The sequence below is a fragment of the Peribacillus sp. P4_B1 genome (assembly GCF_056402395.1).
In genome coordinates, this window is sequence record NZ_JBFUHM010000013.1 from 80499 (window position 1) to 95707 (window position 15209).

At 37.6% G+C, this 15209-nt stretch carries 14 protein-coding genes; 3 read left to right on the forward strand and 11 right to left on the reverse strand.

Annotated elements, in window-relative coordinates; all coding sequences use genetic code 11:
- Positions 1-151 precede the first annotated feature (151 nt).
- Positions 152-979, reverse strand: a complete 828-nt coding sequence (locus tag AC1DVK_RS10025) for a TrmB family transcriptional regulator (protein WP_289337668.1) — start codon at positions 977-979, stop codon at positions 152-154.
- Between the two features lie 139 nt (positions 980-1118).
- Between AC1DVK_RS10025 and AC1DVK_RS10030 the strand changes: the two genes are divergently transcribed.
- Positions 1119-1748 (forward strand): homoserine/threonine efflux transporter, encoded by a 630-nt coding sequence (locus AC1DVK_RS10030; protein WP_477626390.1) that lies wholly within the window; start codon positions 1119-1121, stop codon positions 1746-1748.
- A gap of 169 nt (positions 1749-1917) precedes the next feature.
- Here the strand turns inward: AC1DVK_RS10030 and AC1DVK_RS10035 are convergent, their stop codons facing one another.
- The 6 genes from AC1DVK_RS10035 to AC1DVK_RS10060 all read right to left on the reverse strand — a co-directional run bounded on the left by AC1DVK_RS10035 (position 1918) and on the right by AC1DVK_RS10060 (position 8358).
- Positions 1918-2415, reverse strand: coding sequence for a PTS sugar transporter subunit IIA (locus AC1DVK_RS10035; RefSeq protein ID WP_054397421.1), 498 nt, complete (start codon positions 2413-2415; stop codon positions 1918-1920).
- A gap of 220 nt (positions 2416-2635) precedes the next feature.
- Complete coding sequence (locus AC1DVK_RS10040; RefSeq protein WP_289337670.1) at positions 2636-3610, reverse strand: carbohydrate kinase family protein; 975 nt, start codon at positions 3608-3610, stop codon at positions 2636-2638.
- Between the two features lie 16 nt (positions 3611-3626).
- Entirely contained in the window at positions 3627-5099 is a 1473-nt protein-coding gene (locus AC1DVK_RS10045) for a sucrose-6-phosphate hydrolase (RefSeq protein WP_289320525.1), read from the reverse strand.
- 69 nt (positions 5100-5168) lie between these two features.
- Positions 5169-6617 (reverse strand): sucrose-specific PTS transporter subunit IIBC, encoded by a 1449-nt coding sequence (locus AC1DVK_RS10050; protein WP_477626391.1) that lies wholly within the window; start codon positions 6615-6617, stop codon positions 5169-5171.
- Positions 6618-6810: 193 nt separating this feature from the next.
- Positions 6811-7806 carry a LacI family DNA-binding transcriptional regulator gene (locus tag AC1DVK_RS10055; protein ID WP_477626392.1) on the reverse strand — a complete coding sequence of 332 codons (996 nt, stop codon included), beginning with the start codon at positions 7804-7806 and terminating at the stop codon, positions 6811-6813.
- Between the two features lie 276 nt (positions 7807-8082).
- Entirely contained in the window at positions 8083-8358 is a 276-nt protein-coding gene (locus tag AC1DVK_RS10060; RefSeq protein WP_289337672.1) for a hypothetical protein, read from the reverse strand.
- A 195-nt stretch (positions 8359-8553) separates the two neighbouring features.
- Between AC1DVK_RS10060 and AC1DVK_RS10065 the strand changes: the two genes are divergently transcribed.
- The gene (locus tag AC1DVK_RS10065) at positions 8554-9729 is read left to right on the forward strand and encodes an SLC13 family permease (RefSeq protein ID WP_089363114.1); all 1176 of its coding nucleotides are present in this window, start codon (positions 8554-8556) and stop codon (positions 9727-9729) included.
- A gap of 330 nt (positions 9730-10059) precedes the next feature.
- A complete protein-coding gene (locus AC1DVK_RS10070) occupies positions 10060-11082 on the forward strand; it encodes an NAD(P)H-dependent amine dehydrogenase family protein (protein ID WP_061462869.1) in 1023 nt (340 codons plus the stop codon).
- Between the two features lie 291 nt (positions 11083-11373).
- Here AC1DVK_RS10070 and AC1DVK_RS10075 read toward each other — a convergent pair whose 3' ends face one another.
- From AC1DVK_RS10075 to AC1DVK_RS10090, 4 genes are all read right to left on the reverse strand, one after another.
- Positions 11374-12129: an IclR family transcriptional regulator gene (locus AC1DVK_RS10075; RefSeq protein ID WP_477626393.1), complete on the reverse strand. Its 756-nt coding sequence runs from the start codon at positions 12127-12129 to the stop codon at positions 11374-11376.
- Positions 12130-12336: 207 nt separating this feature from the next.
- A complete protein-coding gene (locus AC1DVK_RS10080) occupies positions 12337-14064 on the reverse strand; it encodes a PAS domain-containing sensor histidine kinase (protein ID WP_477626394.1) in 1728 nt (575 codons plus the stop codon).
- 20 nt (positions 14065-14084) lie between these two features.
- A complete protein-coding gene (locus AC1DVK_RS10085; RefSeq protein ID WP_410861823.1) occupies positions 14085-14546 on the reverse strand; it encodes a GAF domain-containing protein in 462 nt (153 codons plus the stop codon).
- A complete protein-coding gene (locus AC1DVK_RS10090; protein WP_061462865.1) occupies positions 14536-15189 on the reverse strand; it encodes a response regulator transcription factor in 654 nt (217 codons plus the stop codon). Before AC1DVK_RS10090 ends, AC1DVK_RS10085 begins: the two co-directional genes overlap by 11 nt.
- Positions 15190-15209: the final 20 nt, after the last annotated feature.

The window sequence follows — 15209 nt, forward strand, 5'->3', positions numbered from 1 at the left end:
GCCACTTGGGATTGCCAATAGACGCTGGATGATGGTGTTAAAGCTAGCTTGAATTGTTACTGAGCCCCACACTACTTCATCAAAACGATGATTAATAAAAAAGTAATGCTTTTCTTTTTATGTTGTTAAAACAGGAAAAAATAGTACAAATCTAGTCAACGTAATGTTTCTTAAAATCTGGATGGATAGAGAATTTTTTACGTAAATTGGCAAGGTTTTCACCAAAACTTTCTTCTAAAAGCTCTCTATGTTTCTCCATAATTTCCATGAGATACAAATCATGAATCATGACTTCTGTAATTGGCATTACCAAACCTACATGCATTGTCCATGCCGCACGACTATCTTTACCCAGCGAGACAATACCTGCTACTACTTCTGAGTCATCTCCACTAATAACAAGCCATCGTCCACCATACTCTTCTGTAATTTCATGACCCATATAATGGAGGTAAACATTAGCAAAATCACATACGATTTCCCCATAAGCAATAATTGTTACATTGACCCCTCTAGTTGCTGCCTGTCTTAGTTCAGACTCCAATTCTTCGAATTCCTCTTCCCAAATCTCTAAGAGGATTCTTTTTTCAGCAGATAATATACAAGCTTTAACCTTTTCGAGTATTTCATTGCGTCCAGTGATATTCCAGATATTTTCACGGTCATTTGCAGAACTTTCAAACTCCGCTAATGATTTTTCTGCCAGTTCAAAATTCTCTTCTGCTTTCATTCGACGGTTTTTTATTAGCTCCTTTGCAGGAACAGGAGTATACTGTGGTGTGTTCCCAGGACTAACCAGAATATCCCCTCTTATTGCGAGACCGTCCAGAATTTCATATATTCTTGAACGTGGTACACCGGAGTTTTTTGCTACTGCATAACCAGTCAATGGCGATTCTTCCAATAAGGTAAGATATGCTTTCGCTTCATATTCGGTAAAATTTAGATTTTTTAATGTTTCTAAAATGTTTTCTTTCATAAATCCTCCAACACAACCTTAGTTGCTACCTTAGTAACTAATATTTTAGCAAAATCTGTTGACCTTTTCCATAAGCATCCAATATACTTAATAAGTAGTTACTTGAGTAGCCACTAACAAACGAAAAGGGAGAAATAGTATGGATAGCTTACTAACTTACATATCAATAGTTGCAATGATGGTTATTATACCCGGAGCAGATACTATGCTCCTAGTGAAAAACACGCTTCGCTATGGTCCAAAAGCTGGACATTATACCGTTCTTGGAATGGCAACGGGACTTTCTTTTTGGACGCTTATTGCTATTCTTGGGTTATCTGTTGTCATTGCAAAGTCTGTTATTCTTTTCAGTACAATTAAATATTTGGGAGCCGCCTACTTAATTTATTTAGGGATTAAAAGTTTTTTTACTAAAAGCGCTTTTTCTTTAAAAGAAATACAAGCACAAGCAAATACACCCACGAAGTATTTAAATCGGCATAATAAGGATTCCTTTATGCAGGCATTACTTAATAATATTCTTAATCCAAAGACTATTTTAGTTTATATAACAATCATGCCGCAATTTGTCAATTTGAATGGAAATGTAAACCRGCAATTGATTATATTAGCCTTCATCTTAACCTTACTCGCTGTATTATGGTTTCTATTTCTTGTTTATCTAATTGATTACGCAAAAAAATGGTTGAACAACTCCAAATTCCAGAAAGCGTTCCAAAAATCAACTGGCTTAATTTTAATAGGTTTTGGCATTAAAACAGGAATATAAATTGTATAAAACAAGTTCAAATTATCACCTAAAGTAACACAATTCCGTTAAGTTATGATACCAACTTAGTCAAAATAAAAACACCCCATTTCTGGGGTGGACATCTCTTGGTCATATGTTCTTTAGTTCTTTAGTTCTTTAACGAGTTTCTTCTATTTTACTCATTCTCCTATTTTAAGGTAACTACCAGAACGGTCGTTTTACCGGCTACAGATTGTCCACTATAGTGATACTCTAAATGTGTCACAATGTCTCCATTGGTAATGATCATCGGTGTAATAGTACTTGATGCTTTTTCCTTTACCAGTTCAAGGCTGTAGGTGACCAATATGTCTCCTGCTTTAACCTGGTCACCTTCTGCCACACAAACGGAAAACCCTTCTCCTTTCATGTTAACCGTGTCCAATCCAATATGGATCAATATTTCCAGCCCTTCTGCCGTTTCCAATGCAATGGCATGCTTCGTCGGGAAGACATTGATGACTTTTGCATCAGCCGGCGCCACTACCTTCCCTTCGATAGGAAAGAAAGCAATACCATCTCCCATCATTTTCTGTGAAAAAACTGGATCCGGTACATCTTCAAGCTTTAAAATTTCTCCTTCAATTGGCGATACTAATTTTATTTCCGAAATTTTTGTTTTTTTTCCAAATAAGTTTTTTAACAAGGTAATACCTCCTATTATTTTTAATATTCTGGCTGAACAACAAATTTCTTAAGCAATCACTTTTTTGATTTGTTCTTTTAGCTGGTCTGATTTCGGTCCAAAAATTGCCTAGATGTTATTTCCTATCTCCAAACCACCAGCAGCTCCAAGGCCTTTTAATCGGTCCTTATCAACTTAGCAAGCCAATCGGTCGGTACTTTTCCGTTTAGGGCAGGCGCCATTATTGATCGATTTGCTGCAGTTGATAAATCGCTTCTTTGGCCGGAATGGAAGAGATTGCTCCTTTTCCAGTCGTAGTAAGAGCGCCACTAGCGTTTGCAAAGCTTAGGATTTCTTGGTGATGAAGTTCAAGAACTTCTTCCAGATTTCCTTGCCGAACGTCTTTTTCCAATAACTGATACAGCAAGCCTCCGATAAATGCATCCCCAGCCCCTGTTGTATCCTGTACGCCGACGCGATACCCGGTTGATTCGTATTTTTTACCTCCTACATATAATTCGGCACCTTGAGCTCCTTTTGTATAAATTACTGCTTTAACAGCACCAGTAAATAACGAAGAAACTGCTTTTTCTTTATCAGTAATCCCGGTAATAAACTCAAGCTCTTCATCAGAAATTTTCAAAATATGAACCATTGGAACAAACTCTAAAATAGTTTTCCGGCATTCTTCAGGATCAGTCCAAAGCGGAAGGCGGACATTTGGGTCAAAGCTGATGATTCCGCCTTTTGCTTTTAGAGAAGCAATGGCTTTCACATGCGCATGCTTCATAGGACTTTCCACTAAATCGACTGAACAGAAGTGGAGGAGGTCGCCGTTTGCAAACCAGCTATCGTTAATTTCAGTCTCATGAAGCAGCAAATCTGCAGAAGGATTGCGGTAGAAAGAGAAATCACGTTCACCATTTTCAAGCAAAGATACAAAAGCAAGGCCTGTGTTGGCTTCATTCGTTCTCGTAATTTTATCTATTTTCACGCCGGCTTGCTGCAATTGTTCTAAAAGAAAGTCCCCAAATGAATCCATTCCGAGCTTAGTAATTATCGATGCATTGCCGCCATTTCTGGCAACTGATACAGCAACATTCGCTGGAGCGCCTCCTGGAGCACGCTCGAATTCCATTACATCTTTTAGTGCGATTCCTTTTTGAAGGGGGATAAAATCAATTAATACTTCACCGATTGCATATAAATTTCTCATACCTTACCTCTCGCTTTCATACATAACTCCATTTTTTTGCTTGAAAAGTGGTGCTTCCAGATAATGCAAAGAAACGAATTTCATTTCTGTTTTCACGAGGGAAAATCCTGCTCGTGAATACTTCTTCACCGTCATTGATGAAAATCTCAACAGAAGAGGTATCTACAAATAAATGAAACTTAATTTTTTTGGTATTCACAAAGCATTTTCGGATTGTTCCATAAGCTTCTCCAACGGTCTCACCTGAAGAAGAGCGGTCAAGAATGACTTTTTTCTCTACAGTATCATATTTAATGACCGTTTTTTCATCATCACCGGCCCTGAATTCAATACCAAATTCAACGGCATCGTTGTTTTCAAATTCACATACCATTTCATAGGATACTCCTTTGAATTCTTCATACATGTTCTTGGTGTTCTTCAAAACACCTTTTACTTTAGTTTCCTGCCTGCGTAGCGCTTGAAGTTCCTGCACTGGCCGCTGAATCAGTTTACCGTTTCGAACAGATAATTCTCTTGGCAGTGTTAAACAATGCGCCCAGCCATTTTTGTCTGTGGGTAGGTCGATTTCAGGCAAGCCCATCCATCCGACAAGGATACGCCTTCCGTCAGGATTAACCATTGTTTGCGGCGCATAAAAATCAAAGCCTCTGTCAAGCTCCTGAAAAGAGCCATGTGATAATGAGTGGGTTATTGTATCTAGCTTGCTGCCAATAACATAACCGGATTGATAAATATTGTGGTAAAGGTCTCCCTTGGACTCCAAACCCTGTGGAGAAAACATCAATACACCATAGTTTTGCAGTTCAAAATAATCTGGGCATTCCCACATATATCCAAAAGTTCCAAGGTCAGTTTGTAACTCTCCTTCAAATGTCCAGTTTACTAGATTGGAGGAACGATATAGGACGACACATCCTGTTTTGTCTTTCCGCTGTGCACCGATTACTGCATAAAAGTTATCATTTTCTCTCCAAACTTTCGGGTCGCGGAAATGATTAGTATATCCTTCTGGTACGTCCCGAATGAATGGATGGGTCAATTTTTCAATTTGTCCCGTTTTCTCCATGATGGCGATACATTGATAGGGATGTCTTTGCCAATTCTCATCACGGGTGTTCCCGGTATAAAATAAATATAGTTTTCCTTCATATTCAATAGCACTTCCGGAATAGGCTCCATGGCTGTCATAATAATCATCCGGTGCGATCCCGATGCCGGCATTTTCCCAAGAAACAAGATCTTTTGATTTCGTATGATACCAATACTTCAACCCATGTACAGGACCAAGCGGAAACCATTGGTAGAATAAATGGTACTCACCATGATAAAAAGAGAAGCCATTAGGGTCATTAAGTAGGCCGGATAAAGGCTGTATATGAAAGGTTTGTCGCCATGTGCATTCATTTACTCTTGTTTGCAAATTTTGCAGCTCTACCTGATTAACATCTTCAACGCGGCGATAACGCTGTTCTTTTGTCCAGCCCATGTGATCAGACTCCTTTAAAAAATCAGATGACTGTTCCTTGTTTCGAACAGCCCTTTTCATATTAATAAATTAGGCTGCTTCTTTTCGAGAAAGGGCAGCAACTTTTTTATCTGTCCGATTTGCTAAACTGAATGTTGCGATAAAGGCAACCGCAAAGGAAATGGCCATACCAATTATATAAAAGATAATTGTATCTGTTTTTATGGAAATAATCCCTGGTAGACCTGCAGCGCCAAGTGCAATCGCCTTTACTTTGAAGAAGGTGACGAAAGCAGAAGCCACTCCTGAACCTATAATTGCTCCAATAAATGGATATCTCAGTTTTAAGTTAACACCGAACATTGCAGGTTCTGAAATCCCTAAAAGAGCCGAAATACCCGCTGCAGATGCCGTACCTTTTGTTTTTTTATCTTTCGTAATGAAAGTAACTGCAAGGGTTGCTGCACCTTGAGCAATATTGGACATTGCTGCAATTACGAAAATAAAAGAGCCCCCAGTTTTTGAAATATCAGAAAGTAATTGTGTTTCTACAGCAATAAAGCTATGATGCATACCTGTGATGACGATTGGTGCGTAAAGAAGTCCAAATATAGCTCCTCCGATAAAACCAGTTCCATCATATAAGAAGATGAGACCGTCTGTTAATAAGTTCCCTGTAGCACGAGTAATCGGTCCTACTACTGTGAACGTTAAGATACCAGTAATAAAAATTGTCAATAATGGTGTTAGAATATTGTCTAGTGCGGAAGGAATGACTTTTCGCAAATACGTTTCTATTTTTGCTAAAATAAAGGAAGCAACAAGTACTGGCAACACAGTGCCTTGATATCCGATTTTTTCAATTTCAAATCCAAGAATATTCCAGACCTGAATTTCACCGCTTACTAAGGCTCCTCCGTATCCCCAACCATTCAATAAGTCAGGGTGAACCATTAGCATTCCAAGTGTAGCACCCAGATAAGGATTTCCGCCAAACCGCTGTGTGGCAGAGAAACCGATTAAGATTGGAAGGAATACAAATGCTGCGTTGGCAAATGTATTAATTAGAGCTGCTAAATCTGCGAATCCCGGGTTAGCTTCGACAATGGATTGCCCTGCAATAAATAAGTCAGGTGCTGTGAGCAAGTTGTTAATCCCCATCAATAGACCGCCGGCAACAATTGCAGGAATAATAGGAACAAAAATATCAGAAAGCATTTTTACAAAGCGCTGAAGCGGATTCATTTTCTTCGAACCAGCATCTTTTACATCTTTCGTCGACATTTCAGTAAGTCCAGTTAGCTTTGAAAACTCTTTGTATACTTCATTAACGGTTCCCGCACCGATAATAATCTGGTATTGTCCTCCAGTTGAATATGTTCCCTTTACTGCATCCATCTCATCTAGTTTTGCTTGATCAACTTTATCTTCATCATGTAAAGCTAAGCGGAGCCGAGTCGCACAGTGTGCTGCAGCTGCCACATTTTCTTTCCCGCCGATTGCCTCCAATATTTCCTTGGATACTTCTTTATTATTCATAATGATCCTCCTTTTAAACGTTTATAAACGCTGACTTGGAACCGGTTCCGTTTGAATTCAAAAAAATATATGAATATATTAAGCAACGGAACCGGTTCCAGCATAAACCAAAAAAATATAACATCAACAAGTTGATTCACAGAAACCGGTTACATTTTAGAAGGGAAATATTTGGTAACCGATTTCATTTTGATTATAATCGGTGTAGTAAACGATTGTCAACGCTTTCTCGTTCAATAATTTTATATTTTGATAGAGATAATTTTGGTAATTCTTCCCCATTAACAAGCTTTACGATACTCTTAGCTGCCATTTGTCCTGCTTCTTTGTAGTAAAATTTCGCTGTAGTTATGCCTGGGTGTATCATATCTGTTACTTCATAACCTCCAAATCCAGTGATTGACAAGTCTTCTGGGATTTTCAAACCTCTTAAATAAGCTGCTTTCAAAGCACCAATCGCTATATTATCAGTTGCACATACGATAATAGAGGGAGTGAATTCCTCAATAATAGAAGGGACATTGATTAATGCATCTGTTATGCTGAAGCTTGTTTCATAATACCTTACTTTACAGTCTGGTTTTTCATCTATCGCCCGCTGAAATCCTTTTTTTCGCATGACTCCTACAGCAATATCTTTTCCTGTTACGCCCAAAAAAGCAATCTTACGGTGACCTTTTTCCAGCACATGTTTTCCAAGATCATATGCTGCTTCATAATCATTGTGTATGATGCTGTGAATTGTTTCATGCTGCTGACCAACCAGTAAAACGGGCAATTGCAGCTCTTTGAAGGCCTCTAAATGGGCGTCTGTAACTTGGGATGGAAGCAAAATCATTCCCGCAACCTTTTGCTTAGCCAGTGTGTAAATATTTTCAATTTCCCGATCTAAATCCTGACCGGTATTTGAGATCAGCATTTGATAATTTAGTTCTCTTAATTGTTCATCAATGCCAATTAACGTATGAGAAGAAGCATACGAATCAAGTCTCGGTACAATGGTACCGATTATATTAGTTTTCTTTGCTTTTAAACTTTGAGCGAAGGCATTAGGAGCATAGCTGGTTTCATTTATCACACGTTCGATTTTATTTTTCGTTGCCTCACTAACAGAACCATTATTTAGATAACGTGAAACTGTACTCTTAGCAACTCCGGCAAGCTTCGCGATATCAGTAATTGTAACCAAAGCATTCATCTCCGTCTTTATATGGATTTATCTATTATACACCAATATGTTTAGTAAATTAAGAGGTGAATATAGTTGATTATTTAAACAGGAAATTTTACAACATTATCATTGTAAATTTAAATGTAAACGCATTCACGTCCAATCAGGAGGTGAAAAATATGGAAATGAGTAAAGAGGTTACATTTATACAATGATAAATAGAACTGACCATTAAGAGAAAAAAATCCTTTCTTTTCTATTTACCTCCTCTTCCTAAATGGGTATAGCACTCCATCAAACCCAATTACGAAACATTTCGTATACTTCCTGATTAGTTTTAACATTACCAGGAAATACACCCATAAGTTCATTATAATAGTATTCTTTATCACTAAATAATGCTTGAAACTCCTTATCATCTGCGAAATCATTAAAAAACAAGTCCATTGAACTGTCTTTTCTTACCCAAGCAAATGCCTCTATAAGTGGAGTGAACTCATATTTCCAATTATCTACATGAAGGTGATTACCAGTATAGTTTTCATCATTAAAATAATCTTGATTATTCATTGACTTACCTTATTGAAAAATGTTGACAAACTATTGGCTGGTTTAGTTCATTAAGAGGTACCACCTAATCCCCATCAAGCCAAGACAAATCATTACCCCCATAACTAAAAAATGCTATTTTTCTGTAATTCCATGGAAATGATGGTGTTTTTTAAGTGTATGTTTCAAATGTAAGAAACAGAGTAATGTAGTAGAATAGATAGTACTGGAGGGGGATTTGATGAAAGAATATATTTATGTGAAGTACGAAAAAAAGTGAACTTGAAATTTGGAATTTTAAAAAAAGACATTGTATTTACCATCTCACTCTTGTTTGCAATCGTAAGCTGTTTATTCCATTCACCAAAACTGGAATATATTGATTTTAAAGTATTAGTCAGTTTATTTAATCTTATGCTCGTAGTTAAGGCTCTGGAAGATCTTAAACTATTGGATAAGTTCGCCATTGCTATACTGAGTAAATGTCATAATAGTAAAAGTGTTTCAGCAATCCTAATTTTATTATGCTTTTTTAGTTCCATGCTTGTAACGAATGATGTGGCATTAATAACATTTGTACCATTAACACTTATAATTAGTAAGATTATACAAACTTCTATGTTAGATACTATTATACTAGAGACAATTGCGGCTAACATCGGAAGCAGCCTAACTCCTATGGGAAATCCTCAAAATCTTTATATATTTACTAACTACGGAATAAGGCCCATACAATTTTTTACAACAATCCTTCTATTAGTGGTTCTTGGAATTATTCTATTATTCTTTCTTAATCAAAGATTGAATAGTAAAACACTGGAAATGGAACTTCCGTATATTTCTATAAAAAATAAAAAAAGGGCAACAGTATGGGGAATTCTATTTGGCATCATATCTGCATCCATACTTGGGGTTTTAAGCTACAAACTTGCGTTCATCATCGCTTTGGGAACCGCATGTTTACTTGATATAAAATTATTGAAGAAAATTGATTATTTATTGCTTATTACTTTTATATGTTTTTTTATATTTATAGGAAACATATCGGATTTAAAGGTAGTGCACACATTTGCAAGCGAACATCTCAAAAGTCCTACATCTATCTTTTTCAGTTCCATAATTTTAAGCCAACTGATAAGCAATGTACCAGCTGCGATCTTTTTATCAAAATTCTCCGTGAATTGGCAGCCTTTATTAGTAGGTGTAAATTTAGGTGGACTTGGTACGATAGTTGCTTCCCTCGCAAGTGTAATTTCATTTAAACTTTTTATTAAGAGAGATCCACAAAAAAGTAAAATGTACCTTATAAGGTTTAGCTTTTATAACTTTTCGATTTTAGCTCTTTTAACTCTTGTTTATTACTTTACAATGAAAAATCAAAATTTCTTTTAATATAGGTTTAAACAACTTTGGGTTTTTTATATTGGATTTGCCTTAACATATGCCTATAGGGGTGCCGCCATATGCCCAGCAAGCTAGGGCATATCATTACCCCAAAAACAAAAAAACGCTATTCTTTCTGTAATATGTAGAAAGGATGGTGTTTTTTTATGTGTCACGCGGTTTCAGGTGAAGCAACCTCTTTTGCATATAGCCACACATTCATTGCGGTCATTCCTTTTATAACGATTATTTATAAATATATAAAAATTAACTATTTTTATTATTTATCTCTCAATGTTAACATTTTGTTATACCTTATTTTGAAAGGATGAGAGATGAATGGCTAAACAATATTCTGAATTTACAGTATTCGGACTCGGCCCCATTGGCATTGAAATACTACGCAGTGCTTACCAAACCAATCCACAATCGATTTTCGGAGTTGTTGATATTGATCCCGATAAGATAGGTAAGGACATTGGCTCACTCATCAATGAAAAGGAAACGAATAAGTGTGTAGTCTCCCATATAAAGGAAGTAAGGACTGACGCTGACCACCCTGTCGCCCTTCATGCAACTGGTTCAAACGCACAGCAAGTATGGCCTCAAATCAAAGAGCTTCTAGATCATGGATTTTCAGTGGTTTCCACCTGTGAGGAGCTTTCTTTCCCTTGGCATCGCTATCCTGTACTTTCACAGGAAATAGATGATTACGCTAAAGAAAAGGGACTTAGTGTCATTGGGACCGGAATTAATCCAGGCTACATAATGGATACTATGGCCATTTCTTTTTCTACAGTATTGACGACGGTTAATAAAATTAGGGTCAATCGTAAAGTGGATGTTTCGAAAAGGCGCCTTCCCTTACAAAAGAAGGTCGGAATCGGGATGACCAAAGAAGAGTTTGAATTTTTAGCTGAACAAAATAAAATTGGACATGTAGGACTTGAGGAGTCTGTCAGATTAATCGCTTATGGGCTCAATTGGAAACTTTCAAGTGTACTCAATACAATTGAACCAACGATTGCAAGCGAAAATATTACCGTTCCCCTAACTACCTTAAAACCTGGGGATGTTAAGGGGCTTCATCAAATTTCCACGGGCAAGACCACTGACGGAAAGGAAATTCACCTGGATTTAACGATGTCTGCAGGTATTAAACAAGAAGATGAAATCGTTATCGAGGGGAACGAAACCCAAAGATTGATTGTTCCAAACGGCATCTTTGGGGATACTGCAACCGCTGCAATGATTATCAATACCGCTAAGCAAATTGATGCCCTCCGTAAACCAGGTTTACTTACAATGGCTGACATCGGGGTGCCGAGAAATATAAATCAATCAGACTTTGTGCATATTTAGAGGCAGGCAGACCAACGATCATCCGTATGATTGTGACCAGATTCAAAAGCTTGAATATAGCGATGTAGATTGCTTACTTTATTTGCATAGGTGAACCATCTCAAATGGTTCACCTATGCATCTTGGCTCAGCAGTAAAAAAAAGACAAAAAACCACCATGATCGGTGGCTTTGCAGGTTATTCCCTTTTCATTTTTTATATAGGAATCAACCCGATTATGTAAGTCATCCTAATTAAGGAAACTATCGATTTAAAAGATGATTGTTTGGAAAATATCATTTTCTAGTATCTTTAAGATTTTTTAGAACCTAGTTTCATGGAAATTTCCTTGGCGGCTTTCGTTACTTTGTCAATCAATTCAGGCAAGCGATCTTCCTGAAATCTAGCCTCTATCCCAGCCACACTAATGCCAGCTACTATTTGATCTTTGCCATTGAGTATCGGCGCACTCACCGCTTTCGTATAATTCTCCAGTTCAGATGAAGTTATCGTGTAACCTTTCATTCTAGCTTCATCCAAAGCATGACGAAGTTTATCTTTATCCATTATCGTTCCAATGGCAATTGGTTTTAATTCAATACTTTCCAAATAAGCTTTACGCTCTTCTTCTGGCAAATACGCTAGTATGATTCGAGAGTCGCCAGCGTATAATGGCGAACGCCTTCCAATAGATGTATAAAGTCGAACAGGATGCAATGTGTCCACCTTTTCAATGTACATGGCTTCGTCCTTATCCCTCACAATTAAATTCACTGCTTCTTCTACATCATCCCGAAGGTCTTTCATGATGGGATAGGAAATTGATCTGATATCCAAACGCTCCCCTACCAGTTGACCAAACTGCAAGAATATCAGTCCAAGTGAATAATGACCGTCATCGTCCCTTGTTAAAAATCCCATTTCTTCTAATGATCCCACCATACGGTGCAAAGAGGTTTTCGGCAGGTCGGAAAGTTCCATCATCTCATTAAAGGTGAGTTTCGGATGATTTATGAAAAGGGTAAGGATCTGCATGGACTTCACGACGGTTTTGTTATGTGCCTGCATACTTTTTCTCCTTCATGTTTTTAATTTTTTAGTTAATAATTCATTAGATAGGTGTTTTCTATTATAAAATATGAGCACTTAATCCTATTAGCTTCTTAGCGTTTTTCTTCAAAACTTTCAGCTTTAGTTTTTGAGGCATAGTTCTAACTGCAGCCCCAATGGGAACCCCCCCAGGAATTCCTTGCATATAAATTGACTTGGATTTCTCTACAAAGGTATTTCCAAAAATACTTTTGTCCCTCTTTCCTCTACTGAATGAATGGAAAGGTTTCCACCTGCAGCTCTGGCTCTCTCCTCCATACTGAATAAGCCTACGCCACGGGTAACCTTTTCAATATCAAAGCCCTTTCCTTTATCCTCTATGACCACACGAATTTCTTCATCAATTTCAGAAATCGTGACTCTTGCTTCTTGAGTATGAGCATATTTACGAATATTCGTTAATGCTTCTTGGATTATACGGTAAATGGTAATTTCTTTGTTTGTGTTCAGACGGCAATTTAAATAACAGTCAAAATGGACCCTGATATGGTGATGCTCTGAAAACCGGACCAAATAAGAGCGAATGGCAGGAAACAAACCAAGATCATCGAGTACTGATGGCCGCAGTTCCCATGATAGGTGTCGAAGTTCTTCGATTATTTCAGTCGCTTCATCTCGCATCTGATCTAACAGGGGATGACTCATTTCTGCCTGCAGCCTGATAATCGTGATGAGATGGCTGTACAGGTTTTGTCCGATACCATCGTGAAGCTCGCGGGAAAGGCGTTTCCTTTCATCTTCCTGAACATCAATGATTTTACCCGTCATTTTCTGAATCTCTTCTTCCGCAATCTTCCTATTGGTCACTTCATGGCGAATCGCCAAATACTGGTAAGGTTTATTGTGCTCATCAAGAAACGGAACTATTGTCGTATCTACCCAATAATAAGTTCCATCCTTGGTCATATTTTTAATCTCGCCTTTCCATACATTCCCGGATGAAATCATTTTCCATAGATCATTGAAAAATTCTCTAGAATGAAATCCCGAGTTAATAATTCGATGATTCTGTCCAATCAGCTCTTCCTTTGAAAATTTGGAAATCCTGCAAAATTGATCATTAACATATTTGATGGTCCCTTTTTGATCGGTTATTGCTACAATTGATGAAGCATCCAAAGCAAATTGAAAATCGACCAGTTTGTGTACGGATTTTTTCAGTTCCTCTACAACTCGTTTATATTCGGTAATTTCCTTCCGAATTGCCAGGTATTTATACGGTTTCCCCATTTCATTTAAGAAAGGGACAATTGTGGTATCTACCCAATAATAGGTTCCATCCTTTGCTCTGTTCTTAACCTCGCCTTGCCATACACTTCCTGCTGAGATTGTTCTCCAAAGATTTTGCATAAATTGCTTTGAATGATGACCTGAATTGATAATTCGATGATCTTTCCCTAAAAGCTCTGATGCTGAATATTTGGATACCTCACAAAATTTCTTATTGAAGGATTTTATCTTGCCTTTTTCATCTGTAAAAGCAACAATCGTTGATTCATCTATTGCGTACATTATATCAACCAGCTCATTTATGGGATAGGATTGATTTTGATTAAGCCGTGATTGGTCTTTCACTTTATGGAACACGACTAAGTAATGGATCTCTTTTTCAAGAGAAAAGGCATTCATCCTGAAAAAAAGGGAAAAAGCATGACCATCCTTGTGAATTCCGAACTGGTGGATTATTTCCCCTTCCCCTCTTGCCTGAAGGTTTGCTCCTGGCATAAGATTCAAAAGTTTTTCTCCTATTAATTCATGATTTGAATAACCAAAATTTTCATATACCCGTTGATTCGCAAAAGAGATGATGCCAGATTCATTGACGAGAATTGTCGCATCGCCGGACCCAGAAAAATTCTCTTTTTCCTTTTCCAAATGATTATTCCAGTCCATTCATAGTCCTCCTGTTGCCGTTAAATTGAGCTGTTTAATTCCTTTTCCAATTTTTTCGCTGCATCAAGGATCGTTTGCTGGTCACTTTCAGAAATAGGCTGAGTTGTTCTATTACCTACCAATAATACTCCTTTGAGAACAACTTTAAATTGAATTGGAACTGCGAAAGCGAATCTAAGATTTTCCGCGAGCATGATAGGGTATTCTAGTGCTTTGCCGAGGATATTATTAGGAAAATCTTCAATTTTCATCGGCCTGCCTGTAGAGATGACCTTACCTGCTATCCCTTTCCCATATCGAACAGTTATTCTTTTGTATTTATCATTTCTGTTCCCGGCGGCATAATGCCAGCTTACATCTGGACCGTTGCTGTTTTGTAAAGCAAGACCAACAAAATCACAGTCCAACTCTTTTAATACTCGTACACACGTTTGTTTAAATGGTTGACCTTTTCTTGATTGATTGTACACGTTAAATTCCATGCCCTAATAACCCCTTTTTTAAAGCAAATGCAACAAGTTCAGGTCTTGTTTTCATCTGAAGCTTCTCCATCAGGTTTCCTTTATGGGTTTCAACCGTTTTCACACTTATGACAAGTTGTCCGGCAATTTCTTTATTGGAAAATCCTTTCGCAATCAATGTCAGCACCTCTTTTTCACGGTCCGAAAGCAGATTGAAAATATCAGAGGTCCCCTGCTTCACACTGCCTATGTATACTTCCATTAACCTTTTTGTTGCAGATGGATGAAGGTAAGCATTTCCGGTCGATACAGAGCGAATAGCTAGTAATAATTCTTCATGTGGTGCACTTTTTAAAATACAGCCTGAAGCCCCCGCTTGAATGGCTCTGAATAAATATTCTTCATCATCATGCATTGTAAGTATTAATATGGATACTTCAGGCATTAGTTTTTTCAGCTCTGAAGTTGCTGATAAGCCATCTTTCCCATGAGGCATGCTTAAATCCATGACTACCACATTAGGCTGGTGCTCTAGCGCTTGCTGTATTCCTTCGTTCCCTTCAGAAGCTTCCGCTATGACTTCCATATCAGCATGATTATTTAATAGCATCTTTAAGCCCATTCTTACAACGGCGTGATCATCGCAAAGCAAAATTTTTATCAAAGCTGCTCCCCCTTTGCTCT